Genomic DNA, 14,430 nt, shown 5'->3' with positions numbered 1-14,430 from the left:
GAAAAAATTATGAAATATATTGGTGCTCATGTGAGTGCTTCTGGTGGTGTCGATAATGCTCCAATTAATGCTTATCAAATTGGTGCAACGGCTTTTGCTTTATTTACTAAAAATCAACGCCAGTGGCATGCAAAACCGCTTGAATCAGCAGTGATTGATAGTTTCAAAAAACGCTGTGAACGATATGGATTTACTAGTAAACAAATCCTACCGCATGATAGTTACCTTATCAATTTAGGTAGCCCTGATAGTGAGCAACTCGATAAATCCCGAACTGCTTTTTTAGACGAAATGCAACGCTGTGAACAGCTAGGGTTAACTTTACTCAACTTTCATCCTGGTAGTCACCTACAAAAAATTTCGGTGGATGAGTGTTTGGCGCGTATTTCCGAGTCGATAAATATCACTTTAGATAAAACTAAAAATGTTGTTGCAGTGATAGAAAACACCGCAGGGCAAGGGTCTAATCTTGGTTATAAATTTGAACATCTTGCTCAAATCATCGATAAAATAGAAGATAAAAGTCGTGTTGGTGTCTGTATTGATACCTGTCATGCGTTTGCTGCCGGTTATGACTTACGTACTGAAAAAGCCTGTAAAGAGACCTTTGACGAATTTGAAAAAATTGTTGGCTTTAAATACTTACGAGGTATGCACTTAAACGATGCTAAAAGTGAATTGGCAAGCCATGTTGATCGTCATGATAGCCTAGGCAAAGGAACCATCGGCGAAACGGCATTTAAATTTATCATGCAAGACTCGCGAATCGATGAAATTCCTCTCATCCTCGAAACTGTCGATCCGGATCTTTGGAAACAAGAAATAGCGTGGTTAAAAGAGCAGGAAAAATGAAAATAATGAAAATAATAAAAATAAAGTTATTAATATTATTATTACTGAGTTGTTTTGTAAATGCTAACGAGGAAATACAAAATCATTCAGATAACACTATAAAAGACTTAGATATTTTTATTGTTGAGAAAAAAGATAACCCCATTTTTTATTTTACTTCAGTATCAGAAAAAATTAATTTTAACTCATATGATGAAAATGGAAATGCTCGAATCGTTCCACACTTAATTCCAGATGAAATAGGTAATTATAAGAAAGATAGCTATAAATTAACAAAAATCTATCGACAACGTTTTTTGAAAGAAGCTGGAATATCTGAAGACGATAATTTCTATCTTTATGATTACGAACATAATCGACTATTTACTTACCCTATTCGCAAATTAGAAGCTTTTGCAATCATAAATATTTATAGTATCGGTAAAGCACCACATCATGATGAGAAGAGTTATCAATTTGGTTTTAAACTGAACCTTAAGCAATTACCCAACTTAAACCCTAAAAATACATTTGTTTATATCGGTAAGGAAAGTCCGTTTGCTATGCAACAACTAACGCGAATAGACTGGCAAAAAATTGACAATCAAGATTTTCCAAACGTCTCGAAAAATAACGATACTTCTGTTCAAAATAGTATTACTCAAAGCTATTTAGCTCAATTAAATGAATTAAATTACTATCTTCAAGATGAAATAATTAAGCATGACAACTTTACTGGGACCTATCATAGGAAATTGGTAATAGCTGATAATGAAAAAAACATTTTTACTTATTTTGAATATTCCCATACTGAAAGTTCAAGGATTGGAAGTCTAACTGACAAAGATTTTAATGAAATGAATAAAGACAAATGGACTGGCAAATTGTTTAAAAATCAACCTTTAGTGGCATTTGGATTTGAATCAATGATATTTCCATATTCATATATTTATTATATTGATCCATTATATACATTTAAACGTTTAGATATAAAATCTGATTATCGACAGGAAGATCATAGATAAAATTCAGATTAATTTTGTGGATATGTACTTAAGGAGTAGGTAAACAATGAAAAAAATACTAATTGTATCTATTATTTCTTTATTAAGCTTTGGTGCTTATTCTCAAACATCAGTGCATCCAAAAACAGTGAATCATTCACCATCAACTGAAAAAGTAAATCTTCATCAACTAACGTTTATTGATTATATAAAAGATAAAAAGCGATTTGCATTTGTTTCTGTGACAGATGATTTACTTGCTCATGGCGATAAATCAATTGAGGCTTTCTTTTTGATACCAGATGAAGAACGAACTCACTCAGATCCTGTCAATGCACAATATTCAAAACCCTATTATTCAATTGACGGCAGATACCACGACATTTTTCTTGGCAAAATAGGTTTACCAAATTCGTCAATATTTATTTATGACAAAGCCACTAAGCAATCAGTATCATTTGATATTAAAGATCTCAAAATATCAGCAGTGATTAAACCGAATCAAAACCAAGGTCCATATTTCGAATCAGATTATTTATATGGTTTTGAAATTGATGCAGATAAAGTTAACAACTTCAAACAACCCTTAGTCTACATTGGTGAACAAAACCCATTTATTCAATAACGAAGTTAAATTAATAAGCATGCTGGTCAATTAGTTTTTTCTTCAATTGAGGTAATTAAATCGATGATTTCAGGAAGAATATCCAAAATCAAAGCTAACTGTTGCATGACCAGCAAATCATTATCTTTATCATCATCGGACACAATCTCAAGATGATCATCCACCATTTTTTTCAAAGGAAGATATTCAGAGTCGATCTTCTTATTGCTCAAAATGGTAATAATATAAAGCGAAACATCATCAAATAGTTCAAGCGTGTGGGGCGAGATGTTTTTATCACGATGCGCCCCTAAGGTTGATAAGTAACTGATAAATGTATGATTAAGTGTTAATAATCGGAAACCTTGCTCAATCAGATCGGGTTTTACATGAGGCTCTTTGGTCATTAAGCTGATAAGTGAAGATAAATCGGCGTTACTATCATGTGCAGCTCGCCGTGCAACACGGTATTTAGGATCATTAGTTTTACCTGATACGTATTGACTACCAATTAGCGCCAAATAGTGACTATCATCATGGCAGACCCGATCAAGTAATTTAGGTAAGTTTCTAAACTTCCAATCAGGCCAGATAAAACTGACCGCAAACCATGCAATAAAGCATCCAATTAACGTTGCTATAATACGTGATATTGCCACCGAAATACTACTTTCACCGATCAAGCTAAAACTAAAAAATACTAATAAAGTAATGAAAGCAGTCGCATAGGCATATTGCGAATTCTTAAATAGAAAAAATAACCAGCCGGTCAAAATAATCAACACTAATTGTGCTTCAATACTTGGAAATAAATAGGTTAACGGAATCCCGATGATGATCCCTAAAATTGTCCCGATTACTCGCAATTTTAAGCGGTATTTAGTGGTGGAATAGTTAGGTTGGCAAACAAATAAACTGGTTAAAATAATCCAATAGCCATGTGAAAGATGAGAGAAGAAAATCACCATATAACCCACAAAAAGCACTAGACTCATACGAATAGCATGACGAAATAATGATGATTTCAAAGTTAAATTTTGCTTAATTCGTGAAAATATATCATGAAAGCGAGTTAGTTCCTCATCAATCAACTGATTATCTTCTTGTATCTTAGATAAGTGTTGCTCGGTATCAATATTGGCCAATAATAAATCGATGGCTTGCAAATTTTGATAGAGATTTTGCAACGATTTAATAAATAACATATTGGCATTAGGATGCTGTTGATATTGGACGATTGCCTCTTCTAAATAAGCAAAATAACGAGCAAACAGCGGATCATGGTGATAAGTTTGATTTAATTTAATCGATACCGCCAATTTGGCACAAGCTTTAGCTTGTAAATTCAAAATTCTTGCAAAACGAAATAACAGATCGCTATGCTTAAAGTGTTCACTGAGTGCTTGATAATCACCATGAGAGGAGCTTGCTCGTTCGTGAATATCTTGGGCAACAAAATAATAACTAAGCATCTTTCTAATATAAGATTGCCCACGAAAGCCTTTTAAACGATTAAATAGCGAACGCTTGGTATCATTAAACGCATTAATCACTTGAGTGTTGCATTCTGTTAATTCAAGCGTTTGTCGTCTAAAGCCATCAGTTTCATCAGGATCAAACATCGCTGCTTTGGCATCAAGATAAAGTGATAATTTCAAGAAGCAATTTGCTAATGTCTGTTGAGTTGTACGAATCGGTTGTACTATAGATTCAATTAATGAAACAATGTTATACCAAAGTGCACCCAATAGTAGAAAGCAAGGCAGAGTATAGTTATCATCAAACAGATTGTGGCCCAGCATGGTATACGCAGCAATCAATAACGAACCAAAAGCAATCACGCCATATCGTTGTCCAAGCGTACCAAGCATAATAAACATAAACGTCGAGCTAACTAATCCAACAATAAATAACAAAGGAAAATTAAACAACAACTCGACCGAAAACGTTGCAATCGCAAAACAAACTAACGTAAGTAAAATATTAATACAGCGACTGAGCAACCGGGTATCAATCTCTGTCAGGCCTGCGGCAACCACGCCTAAAGTGAGTGGAATCACCAACGAAACTGAACCAAAATACCAAGGCACGAGCGTAGAGCCAGTCAAACTAACCAGCATACGAATACTAAATAGCAAATTACTGCTATAAAAAACTTTACGCAAAGATAAGATAAAAGAATGCACGTTATTTAGTGTTTGAAATGAGTTAACATCATAATGCAAAGCATACTATATAATTAGCGAAAGTAAATTTATTAATATCAAATCAGACTTAAAAGTATTGAATGGTATACTTTTTAAACCAAAAAAAGTTGAGGAACGGGGTTTTTGAGGCCTAAAAATTCGCCTTTTAACAATGTTAATTATAACTTTTACTCAATTTTCACCCGCATGTTGATAATTTTTTTTTATTATTAATTCATTTGATAACACGCTATATTATGCGTTCAAAAAATTTTACAGGATTAAATCATGAAGCGTCTATTTAAAATTGCCTCGGTAGCGATGTTGTTAAGTTGTGCTTGGACAATTCAAGCCAAAGTGCCTGAATCGATTAAAATTGGGTCGGATACATCCTACGCGCCGTTTGATTTTATTGATAAAAATGGTGAAATCAGTGGCTTTAATATCGAAATCACCAAAGCACTTTGTGAAAAAGCCAAGATCAAATGTGAGTTTCAAACTACTGATTTTGATGCGTTAATTCCCTCTTTATTGTCACGCAAAATCGACATGATATCCTCTTCATTGATGATGACGGAAAAACGTAAAAAACAGATAGCTTTTTCCGACGAAATTTTTATTACTAATTCTCGCTTAATCGCAAAAAAAGGCTCTGATTTGTTACCAACCATTGAGTCATTAAAAGGTAAGCGGGTTGGCGTTGAGCAGGGGACTTCTCAAGAGCATTTTGCTAATGATAAGTGGCGCCCAAATGGTGTAGTGATTGTGCCATATCAAAATCAGTTACAAGTATTTTCGGATTTAGCAGCGGGGCGTTTAGATGCGGCATTGCAAGATGAGGTTACTGGTAGCTACGCCTTTTTAAAACAGCCTCAAGGTAAAGACTTTGCGTTCGCTGGTGATGTGCTTAGTGATAAAGGCTATTTTGATGTTGGTGTTGGGCTAGGATTCCGTAAAAAGGATGATGAGCTTCGTGAAGCGTTTAATCAGGCACTTGTTGAAATTTTAAATGATGGCACCTATAAGAAAATCAATGATAAGTATTTTGATTTTAGCGTTTATGGCAATAAAAAATAAATTATATGCAAGGCTATAGTTCATTAATATTACAAGGTGCGCTAGTTACAATTGAATTAGCGATTTGTTCGCTAATTCTTGCCATAATGATGGGGGTAGTTTGTGCTCTTGGCAAATTATCTCAAAAGCCTATTTTGCAACTACTTTGTCAGGCTTATACCTCATTAATTCGCGGTGTGCCTGATTTAGTTTTGATGATGCTGATCTTTTTCGGTTTGCAATTTTTGTTAAATAGCATTACTGATTTTTTTGAAGTAGATATGATCGAAATCAATCCTTTTGTGGCAGGTATTATCACCTTAGGATTTATCTATGGTGCTTATTTTACCGAAACCTTCCGCGGTGCTTTTCAATCGGTTCCCAAAACATTAATTGATGCTGCTACTGCATTAGGCTTAAACAAGCGTCAAGTTTTTATCTATGTGCGATTCCCATTGATGATGCGTTATGCTCTTCCCGGAGTTGCTAATAATTGGTTAGTCATTTTAAAAGCCACGGCACTTGTATCATTATTAGGATTGTTCGATCTAGTAAAAGCAACCAAAACCGCTGGCGAGGCAACCTATCAACCGCTATTTTTTGCCTTACTAGCCGGAGCGTTTTATCTATTTTTTACTTCTATATCTAATGTTGTTTTATGGTGGCTTGAGAAACATTATTCCGCCGGTGTCACTAAAGCAAAATTATAATCGAGCCATATTATGTTAGAAATCATTCAAGATTACTGGAAAGCTCTATTATGGTCGGATGGCTACCATATTACAGGTCTGGCAATGACGCTTTGGATCTTGATTTTGTCTGTGTCATTAGGTGGGATTTTAGCATTAGTGTTAGCGGTGGGGCGAAATGCTAACCATATCTTCATTAAATGGCCGATTTGTTTGTTTACTTATGTTTTTCGTGGGACGCCACTTTATGTGCAGTTATTGATTATTTATACCGGCATATATACATTGAGTTTTGTTAGCGAACATAAGTATTTAAGTGACTTTTTCCAAAGTGGATTAAATTGTACTATTTTAGCTTTTACACTCAATACTTGCGCGTACACTACTGAGGTTTTTGCTGGTGCGATTCGTAATGTACCAAGTGGTGAAATTCAGGCCGCTACCGCACTTGGTTTTAATCGCTGGCAATTGTATCGCTATATTATTTTACCAAGAGCTTTTCGAATTGCATTGCCTGCTTATAGCAATGAAGTGATTTTTATGTTGCACTCAACCGCATTAGCTTTTACTGTGACGGTTCAAGATGTGATGAAGATTGCCCGTGATATTTATGCTGAAACCTATCAACCTTTTCATGCCTTTGGGATTGCAGCGGTGATCTATTTGTGTGTGAGTTTTGTTCTGATTTTTGGCTTTAAACAACTTGAAAAACATTGCTTAGCTTACATGCGGGTTAATGAAAAAGTGGTATAAATAAAATCAATCAAATAGAATTTTACCAAATAAAAAAACAGGCAACGTTTTGCATTGCCTGTTTTTAGAATCAACCAATTTAATTGATGATTAAATCATCAGCAGGCACTCCGTCACCATGACTATCACCACCATCTTTGGCGCCAGGCAGTGCTCGGGTGCGGTCAATTGGTAAAAAGTTACCGTTTGAAGTTTCGATCTGGCACTCACTCCAAAAAATAGAATATTTGGTGTTAGCGTGCATACTCTCACCACGGAAATAACATTTTGCAGCGCTGTATAAATCATTTCGACAAATGAGTGCTATTAGTAACCAAACACAAGCAACGGCAATCGAAATCCATTTTAAATTGTGCCACAAAAAAGACCAAAAACCTTGTTTACGAATACGACAGTAAGCGAAGACTAATAATATAACGCCAACAAATCCTAAAAATTCATATACCCAAAATAACCACATATTGTTATCTCCTAAGCAACAATTATTGGATATTTTATACTAACTTTAAGATTACATCCATGAACCATTACGAATAATACCAACTGCGATACCTTCAATGGCAAAATTTTGTTGCTCTAAATCAACATCGATTGGCGCAAATTCAGGATTTTCCGCTAGAAGTTTTACATGTCTTCCTTTTTGCGATAATCGTTTTACGGTGACTTCGTCATCAATGCGCGCAACAACCACTTGGCCGTTTTTTACATCTTGAGTTTTGTGAACGGCAAGTAAATCACCATCTAAAATACCAATATCCTTCATTGACATGCCTTGTACTCTCAATAAAAAGTCAGCTTGTGGTTTGAATAATGCTGGTGACATTTGATAATGGCTTTCGATATGTTCTTGTGCCAAGATTGGTGAGCCAGCGGCTACTTTACCAATTAAAGGGATGCCTTCAAAGTCGGATGCGTCATCTGGTTGTTCAAGTAATAAACGAATTCCACGAGATGAGCCAGCTATCATCTCAATCGCCCCTTTTTTAGCTAATGCTTTTAAATGTTCTTCAGCTGCATTGGCGGATCGAAATCCTAATTTTTGGGCAATTTCGGCTCGAGTCGGTGGCATACCGGTTGTTTGAATGTTTTCTTTAATTAAATCATAAATTTGTTGTTGGCGTTCGGTTAATGGTCTCATGGTTTATTCCTGTTTTTATATACAGATACATGTGATTATATACAGCTATACGAACAAAACAACTGTTTTATCTAATTTTTTTGATATTAGACATTAAAAAATCCACAAAAAGTATTATTTTTGATCTAAATCACAAAATATGGTGGCATTTTTTGCATCAAAATGCGTTATTGATGATATTCTGACAGAGATGATTTAAATGTTTTATGTGGGACCTTTTGCGGGCAATTATTAAAATTATTTTAGGTATAGATGCGATATATTCTGTTGCCCAGTTGTATGATATAATCCCTTAATATAGTCATTTTAGTTGGAATTTGATTTATGTCTTATATTGTTGCCCTTAGTGGAGGCATTGCAAGTGGTAAAAGTACCATAGCCCATCTATTTGCTCAATTAGGCGTTCCAATTATTGATGCTGACATTATTGCTCGCCAAGTGGTTGAAGTAGGTACGCCTGCTTTGGAGCAAATTACTAAACATTTTAGTCAAGAAATCTTGTTAGAAAATGGTGAATTAGACCGTAGTCAATTAAGAGAGATCATTTTTAACAATGATCATGAACGGTTATGGTTAAATAATTTATTGCACCCGATTATTGCACAAGAGACGCAAAAACAGTTTGCTCAGCAAACCAAACCTTATGTGATATGGGTGGTGCCTTTATTAATTGAGAACAATTTACACCAGTTGGCTGATCGCGTTTTGATGATTGATATTCCAGAAGCGTTACAATTAGAACGCCTAATTAATCGAGATAGAATTAGTGAGTCATTGGCAAAAAAAATGATTGCAACACAGGTTTGTTTGACCGATCGTTTAGCCTTTGCCGATGATATTATTGTGAATGATGGTGATTTAGAGTCACTGAAAATTCAAGTAGATAACTTGCATAAGCAATATCTACATAACTTAAAAGTTAAGAATAGCTATGAATAACATAATTTTCGAACATCCATTAAATGAAAGAATGCGTACTTGGTTACGTATTGAGTTTTTACTTAAACAATTACATTTACATCGCCATTTTTCACAAAATAATGCATTATTGTTTTTTCATGCATTATCAGAGTTATTAGAAATCGTTGAGCGTAATGATGTTAAAGGCGATTTAATTAAAGAGATCGAAGCTCAAAAACAGAAAATACTATCTTGGATTGAACTTGATGGTGTAGACAAAGAGTTACTTGGCGATATGCTTAAAAAATATGATCTTTTTTTAACAAAGTTTAATTCGAGTTTACGCTTAGGACAAGCTTTGAAAGATGACCGTTTTATTACGGCAATTCGTCAGCGTTTGATGATCCCAGGTGGATGTTGTAGTTTTGATTTACCATCATTTCATTTATGGTTAAATCAAACACAAGAAAAACGCAATTCACAAGTTGATGAGTGGTTAAAACATATTGCGGTACTTGATGAGCCTTTGAAAGCTTGTTTACAATTTATTCGACAATTAGGCGAATTTAGTCTTTTCACTTGTACCAACAACTTCTTCCAAGAAACCAATGGTGATGTGAGTTTGATTCGAATTCGTGTTGCTTTGGATAAAAATGTTTATCCTCAAGTATCCGGTCACATGTCTCGTTATAGTATTCGTTTTTTACCCCTTTATGCTGGCGATAATAACAATATTGATGCAATCGAATTTGAACTTGCATGTTGTTAGTCAAATAGAATTTAAGAGCGTTTAAATGAATAAAAATACCATTGTAAAATGTCCTACCTGCCAAAAAGATGTTGAATGGTCTGAAAAAAGTCCATATCGTCCATTTTGTAGTAAACGTTGCCAATTGATTGATTTAGGTGATTGGGCCACAGAAGAACATCGCATCGCTGATAAAGAACTTTCTGAACAAGATCTTTGGAGTGAAGACGAAATTTCTGATCTGATGAGTAAACATTAATGAAGATTTTAGGCATTGAAACCTCGTGCGATGAGACGGGGATTGCTATTTATGATGACAAGCAAGGTCTTATCGCCAATCAACTCTATTCACAAATCAAATTACATGCTGATTATGGTGGCGTTGTACCTGAGCTCGCTTCGCGCGATCATATTCGTAAGACGGTACCGCTCATTCAAGCTGCATTGAAAGAAGCAAATTTAAAACCCAGTGATATTGACGGCGTAGCTTATACCGCTGGGCCTGGGTTAATTGGTGCATTAATGGTTGGTGCTTCTATCGGTCGCTCGCTTGCTTATGCTTGGAATGTGCCTGCGGTTGCGGTGCACCATATGGAAGGCCATTTACTCGCGCCTATGTTAGAAGATAACCCGCCCGAGTTTCCTTTTGTTGCTTTGCTCGTTTCCGGTGGTCATACTCAATTAATTAAAGTTACTGGTGTTGGCGAATATGAGTTACTTGGCGAATCGATTGATGATGCTGCAGGTGAAGCGTTCGATAAAACAGCAAAATTATTAGGATTGGATTATCCTGGTGGCGCTAAATTATCTAAACTTGCTGAGCAAGGCGATGCGTCACGTTTTCATTTTCCAAGACCGATGACAGATAGACCGGGTTTAGATTTTAGTTTTTCCGGTCTAAAAACGGCCGCAGCAAATACTATTCATCAACAAGGGCAAGACCTTGACGAGCAAAGCAAAGCTGATATTGCTAGAGCATTTGAAGATGCATTAGTCGATACGTTGTTAATTAAATCACGTCGAGCTTTAGATCTCACCTGTTTTAATCGTTTAGTTATCGCTGGTGGTGTTAGCGCCAATAAAACGTTACGCCGTAAATTAGCTCAACTAATGGCTGAGCGAAAAGGGCAGGTATATTATCCGAGATTAGAATTTTGTACAGATAATGGTGCGATGATTGCTTATGCAGGTATGATCCATCTTAAATCCTCACAATTTGCTGATCTGGCAATAGAAGTTAAACCAAGATGGCCATTAAGTGAACTTAATGACAAATAAATTGTTCAAGCTATATTAAAAAGGTTTTTTAATGAAAACATTTATCCCCGGTAAAGATGCAGCACTTGAAGATTCGATTAACTATTTTCAGCAACAATTGGAAAAATTTGACTTAGTTGTTAAAGAGGCATCTTGGCTTAATCCTGTACCTAACGTATGGTCGGTACATATTCAAAATACTAAATGTCCACTCTGTTTTGCTAACGGTAAAGGCGCCAGCAAAAAAGCGGCATTAGCTTCTGCTCTTGGTGAGTATTTTGAAAGGCTTTCAACCAATTATTTTTTTTCTGATTTTTATTTAGGTGAAAAAGCTGCCAATAGTGAATTTGTTCATTATCCAACTGAAAAATGGTTTACGATACCGAAAGATAATAGCTTACCTAAAGGATTATTATCGCCAAAATTACTCAAGTTTTATGATCCGGATCATGAATTAACTGCTACCGATTTAATTGATTTACAGTCAAGTAATGGTGAACGTGGGATTTGTGCTTTACCGTTTGTACAACAATCCGATGGTCAAACCATCTATGTACCGGTTAACTTAATAGCTAATTTATATGCTTCTAATGGAATGTCAGCAGGCAATACTCCAAACGAAGCACGAGTACAAGGTCTGTCAGAAATATTCGAACGTTACACTAAAAATAGAATTATTACTGAGGCAATCAGTCTGCCAACCATACCTGTCGAAGTACTCAATCGTTATCCAGCAGTATTAGCTGCAATCGACGCTCTAGAAAACGAAGGCTTCCCGATTTACTGCTTTGATGGCTCATTAGGTGGCGAATTCCCCGTTATTTGTGTTGTTTTATTTAATCCTCAAAATGGTACTTGTTATGCCTCTTTCGGTGCACACCCTAATTTTGGTGTGGCTCTTGAGCGAACCGTTACCGAGCTCTTACAAGGCCGAAGTCTTAAAGATTTGGATGTGTTTTCACCACCAAGTTTTGATAATGATGATGTTGCCGATTTAAGCAACTTAGAAACGCATTTTATCGATTCAAGTGGTTTAATCTCGTGGGATCTGTTTAATGAAAAATCGGATTATGAATTTGTAGATTGGGATTTTTCAGGATCGACAGAGCAAGAATTTGCTAATTTAATGGCAATTTTTAATCGTCATCAAATTGAAGTCCTGATCATGGATTACCAACATCTTGGGGTTTATGCTTGCCGTATTTTAGCTGTCGGCATGTCAGAAATCTATCCACCTGAAGATCTATTGATCGCAAACAATAATATGGCGATCCATTTACGCGAATTGATCTTATCGCTTCCTCATCAAAAGCGAACAGCAAAAGAGTTGCTGGCAATTATTGAACAGTTTGATGATGAAGGTTTAGATGATTTTGCTCGTGTTCGTGAACTGCTTGGCATTGCAACAGGTAAAGATAATGCATGGCTGACTTTACGAATTGGTGAATTAAAAGCTATGCTGGCATTAGCCGCTGGTGATTTACCACAAGCAAAATTGTGGATCGATTGGACGGTTGAAATGAATGAATCCATCTTTACGTCTGAACGTAACCATGCTTATCGTTGTTTGCAAACCTTAGTGAATTTTATTATTGAACGAGGCGAAAATCAGTTTATTGATTACCAAAATGCATTCAATAAAATGTATGGAAAAACTTGCGTTGACGAAATGTGGCAATATGCAACAGGCAAAAAACAGTTTTTTGGTCTCGCTGATTTGATTAGCAATGAGCATAATCATCCAATGGATCAATTTGTGATGCATCAAAAACTTTTAGAGGTCTACAACAAATTAAAACAGACCATGTAAAATTGCTGTTTTTTAAGATAAATCATTATTTAAAGAGAAAGCATTCATCATCAGTGATAAACCTAAACCATCTTTGCTGATGATTTTATGTACATTTGAATTTGATATTTAGTGATAAAAGGACTATATTTGAGACTTATGTCACAAAATTCAAGTTTTATGCTTACTAAACTTAAAAAATTCACTTAGCATAAAATGAATCCTTAAACGGGTTGTTCTATAATAATATATTATAGTTTTATATGATAAAGCCTTTTTGAGGCATCGTTTTTCTAAAAGCAATAAGTAGATTCCCTTATTGCTTTTCATTTTCTCTCTAGCAGTTTGAACGCTGGCATAATTATTTAAATCAAGTCGAACAAAGTTAAGTCAAAAATTTTCAATTTTTAGTTTTTTTAAATTAATCCATTTATTGAGGCTAAATGATGACAATTCTTACCGTAGGTTTTGCTTGTTTAGATCTAGTTTGTTTTACTTCACCTAATTTAGAAAAAAACGGTGTTATCCCGCCAGATAATATAGTCCGTTGTGGAGGTGGTTCTTGTGCTAATACGGCTTATTTGCTCGCACTTTGGGGCGAAGCTATTTATCACATTAGTCATTTAAATAATGATTCCTATGGTAATCAGATTGTTTCTGAACTTACTGATGCAGGCGTGAACACTGAGCAATTTATTTTTTCAGAAAAAATGATCACCCCATTAGAAGCAATCACCATTGATGAACAAACCGGAATGCAAACCATTATATCGCACCGATTAACCACGCCACCAAAATTAACTGATGATGAAAAAAATAAACTCAATCACTTTATGCAAACCATTCGTGGCTACAATATTGTTATTTTAGTGGATGGATATGAAGCCGAATTAAGTGAATATATCATCAAGAATTTACCTAAAACGAAAGTTATTATGAGTATAGATAGTCTGTCTGATTCGAGTCTGTACCTAGCTCAACATGCAGATTATGTCATTGTAACTGAACAATTTGCATGTGCATTTTTAAAAATAAAATCCTTTAGTGATAAGAAAACAATTAAAGACGCATTTAAAAAATTGCGTAGTTTAACTAGCGGTAAAGTCATCATCCGCATGGGTGAAAAGGGGAGTGCATATCTTGATCGTCAAGAAGTCATCATTATTCCCGGTTTTAAAAACCAACCGATTGATAAGATGACCGAAAGTGACATTTTTCAGGGCGCTTTTGCTTACGGCATTAGTTATGATTGGCCATTAGAAAAGACCCTATTATTTGCAAATCTATCAGTTGCTGCTGTTAACCAGCAAAAAAGAGGGCGAAGCGCTATGCCAAACTTGGTTGATATCAATCGAGTAGGTAAAACGTTTAGTAAGCATTTTACTCCCTATTTTTAATTAATGATATTTTATAGAAGGTTTGCAAACATCAAAAACCCCGCTCCTCAACTTTTTTTGGAGTAAAAAAGGGGGCTT

15 protein-coding genes are annotated in these 14,430 nt (G+C 35.3%); 12 read left to right on the top strand and 3 right to left on the bottom strand.

From position 1 onward, the window contains the following. The first annotated feature begins 9 nt into the window (after positions 1 to 9). From nfo to J3U16_RS07270, 3 genes are read left to right on the top strand one after another with little or no spacing between them, the layout of a single operon-like run. Positions 10 to 852: a deoxyribonuclease IV gene (gene nfo, locus J3U16_RS07280; protein ID WP_065561737.1), complete on the top strand. Its 843-nt coding sequence runs from the start codon at positions 10 to 12 to the stop codon at positions 850 to 852. Further along, positions 849 to 1,856, top strand: coding sequence for a hypothetical protein (locus J3U16_RS07275; protein WP_267342771.1), 1,008 nt, complete (start codon positions 849 to 851; stop codon positions 1,854 to 1,856). Before nfo ends, J3U16_RS07275 begins: the two co-directional genes overlap by 4 nt. 46 nt (positions 1,857 to 1,902) lie before the next feature. Next, the gene (locus J3U16_RS07270; RefSeq protein WP_267342770.1) at positions 1,903 to 2,460 is read left to right on the top strand and encodes a hypothetical protein; all 558 of its coding nucleotides are present in this window, start codon (positions 1,903 to 1,905) and stop codon (positions 2,458 to 2,460) included. A 26-nt stretch (positions 2,461 to 2,486) separates the two neighbouring features. On the opposite strand, the gene yccS is transcribed toward J3U16_RS07270, so the two are convergent. Continuing rightward, complete coding sequence (yccS, locus tag J3U16_RS07265; protein WP_218060024.1) at positions 2,487 to 4,577, bottom strand: YccS family putative transporter; 2,091 nt, start codon at positions 4,575 to 4,577, stop codon at positions 2,487 to 2,489. A 336-nt stretch (positions 4,578 to 4,913) separates the two neighbouring features. Here yccS and J3U16_RS07260 point away from each other — a divergent pair, with 336 nt between their 5' ends. Genes J3U16_RS07260 through hisM form a run of 3 tightly spaced genes read left to right on the top strand, consistent with a single transcriptional unit; the run spans position 4,914 to position 7,123 of the window. Continuing rightward, entirely contained in the window at positions 4,914 to 5,702 is a 789-nt protein-coding gene (locus tag J3U16_RS07260) for a lysine/arginine/ornithine ABC transporter substrate-binding protein (RefSeq protein WP_065561733.1), read from the top strand. Positions 5,703 to 5,707: 5 nt separating this feature from the next. Further along, a complete protein-coding gene (locus J3U16_RS07255) occupies positions 5,708 to 6,391 on the top strand; it encodes an ABC transporter permease (protein WP_267342769.1) in 684 nt (227 codons plus the stop codon). A gap of 12 nt (positions 6,392 to 6,403) precedes the next feature. Beyond that, the gene (gene hisM, locus J3U16_RS07250) at positions 6,404 to 7,123 is read left to right on the top strand and encodes a histidine ABC transporter permease HisM (protein WP_267342768.1); all 720 of its coding nucleotides are present in this window, start codon (positions 6,404 to 6,406) and stop codon (positions 7,121 to 7,123) included. A 79-nt stretch (positions 7,124 to 7,202) separates the two neighbouring features. Here hisM and J3U16_RS07245 read toward each other — a convergent pair whose 3' ends face one another. Together J3U16_RS07245 and lexA are read right to left on the bottom strand one after the other, a co-directional pair. Further along, positions 7,203 to 7,583 (bottom strand): hypothetical protein, encoded by a 381-nt coding sequence (locus J3U16_RS07245; RefSeq protein WP_267342767.1) that lies wholly within the window; start codon positions 7,581 to 7,583, stop codon positions 7,203 to 7,205. A gap of 51 nt (positions 7,584 to 7,634) precedes the next feature. Then, entirely contained in the window at positions 7,635 to 8,261 is a 627-nt protein-coding gene (gene lexA, locus J3U16_RS07240; protein ID WP_065734520.1) for a transcriptional repressor LexA, read from the bottom strand. A gap of 324 nt (positions 8,262 to 8,585) precedes the next feature. On the opposite strand from lexA, the gene coaE reads away from it, so the two are divergent. The 6 genes from coaE to J3U16_RS07210 all read left to right on the top strand — a co-directional run bounded on the left by coaE (position 8,586) and on the right by J3U16_RS07210 (position 14,352). Then, positions 8,586 to 9,200 (top strand): dephospho-CoA kinase, encoded by a 615-nt coding sequence (gene coaE / locus J3U16_RS07235; RefSeq protein WP_065734519.1) that lies wholly within the window; start codon positions 8,586 to 8,588, stop codon positions 9,198 to 9,200. Continuing rightward, entirely contained in the window at positions 9,193 to 9,930 is a 738-nt protein-coding gene (zapD, locus tag J3U16_RS07230; protein ID WP_065734518.1) for a cell division protein ZapD, read from the top strand. Before coaE ends, zapD begins: the two co-directional genes overlap by 8 nt. 25 nt (positions 9,931 to 9,955) lie before the next feature. Next, positions 9,956 to 10,168 carry a DNA gyrase inhibitor YacG gene (gene yacG / locus J3U16_RS07225; protein WP_065734517.1) on the top strand — a complete coding sequence of 71 codons (213 nt, stop codon included), beginning with the start codon at positions 9,956 to 9,958 and terminating at the stop codon, positions 10,166 to 10,168. Further along, entirely contained in the window at positions 10,168 to 11,187 is a 1,020-nt protein-coding gene (gene tsaD / locus J3U16_RS07220) for a tRNA (adenosine(37)-N6)-threonylcarbamoyltransferase complex transferase subunit TsaD (RefSeq protein ID WP_267342765.1), read from the top strand. The genes yacG and tsaD overlap by 1 nt, the downstream gene beginning before the upstream one ends. A gap of 31 nt (positions 11,188 to 11,218) precedes the next feature. After that, positions 11,219 to 12,976 (top strand): 30S ribosomal protein S12 methylthiotransferase accessory factor YcaO, encoded by a 1,758-nt coding sequence (gene ycaO, locus J3U16_RS07215; RefSeq protein WP_267342763.1) that lies wholly within the window; start codon positions 11,219 to 11,221, stop codon positions 12,974 to 12,976. Positions 12,977 to 13,398: 422 nt separating this feature from the next. Continuing rightward, positions 13,399 to 14,352, top strand: a complete 954-nt coding sequence (locus tag J3U16_RS07210; RefSeq protein WP_267342762.1) for a carbohydrate kinase family protein — start codon at positions 13,399 to 13,401, stop codon at positions 14,350 to 14,352. Positions 14,353 to 14,430 lie beyond the last annotated feature (78 nt).

Origin of the sequence: Gilliamella sp. B3023, from assembly GCF_026536845.1 — a bacterium.
Lineage (GTDB): Bacteria > Pseudomonadota > Gammaproteobacteria > Enterobacterales > Orbaceae > Gilliamella > Gilliamella apicola_E.
This window is presented reverse-complemented; position numbering and strand designations above follow the sequence as displayed.

Excerpts from the sequence above, each read along its gene's own strand:
- ycaO (WP_267342763.1), top strand. The coding sequence starts at position 11,219 with ATGAAAACATTTATCCCCGGTAAAGATGCAGCACTTGAAGATTCGATT.
- J3U16_RS07255 (WP_267342769.1), top strand. The coding sequence starts at position 5,708 with ATGCAAGGCTATAGTTCATTAATATTACAAGGTGCGCTAGTTACAATT.
- lexA (WP_065734520.1), bottom strand. The coding sequence starts at position 8,261 with ATGAGACCATTAACCGAACGCCAACAACAAATTTATGATTTAATTAAA.
- J3U16_RS07210 (WP_267342762.1), top strand. The coding sequence starts at position 13,399 with ATGATGACAATTCTTACCGTAGGTTTTGCTTGTTTAGATCTAGTTTGT.
- hisM (WP_267342768.1), top strand. The coding sequence starts at position 6,404 with ATGTTAGAAATCATTCAAGATTACTGGAAAGCTCTATTATGGTCGGAT.
- tsaD (WP_267342765.1), top strand. The coding sequence starts at position 10,168 with ATGAAGATTTTAGGCATTGAAACCTCGTGCGATGAGACGGGGATTGCT.
- nfo (WP_065561737.1), top strand. The coding sequence starts at position 10 with ATGAAATATATTGGTGCTCATGTGAGTGCTTCTGGTGGTGTCGATAAT.
- J3U16_RS07245 (WP_267342767.1), bottom strand. The coding sequence starts at position 7,583 with ATGTGGTTATTTTGGGTATATGAATTTTTAGGATTTGTTGGCGTTATA.
- yacG (WP_065734517.1), top strand. The coding sequence starts at position 9,956 with ATGAATAAAAATACCATTGTAAAATGTCCTACCTGCCAAAAAGATGTT.
- coaE (WP_065734519.1), top strand. The coding sequence starts at position 8,586 with ATGTCTTATATTGTTGCCCTTAGTGGAGGCATTGCAAGTGGTAAAAGT.
- J3U16_RS07260 (WP_065561733.1), top strand. The coding sequence starts at position 4,914 with ATGAAGCGTCTATTTAAAATTGCCTCGGTAGCGATGTTGTTAAGTTGT.
- zapD (WP_065734518.1), top strand. The coding sequence starts at position 9,193 with ATGAATAACATAATTTTCGAACATCCATTAAATGAAAGAATGCGTACT.
- J3U16_RS07275 (WP_267342771.1), top strand. The coding sequence starts at position 849 with ATGAAAATAATGAAAATAATAAAAATAAAGTTATTAATATTATTATTA.
- J3U16_RS07270 (WP_267342770.1), top strand. The coding sequence starts at position 1,903 with ATGAAAAAAATACTAATTGTATCTATTATTTCTTTATTAAGCTTTGGT.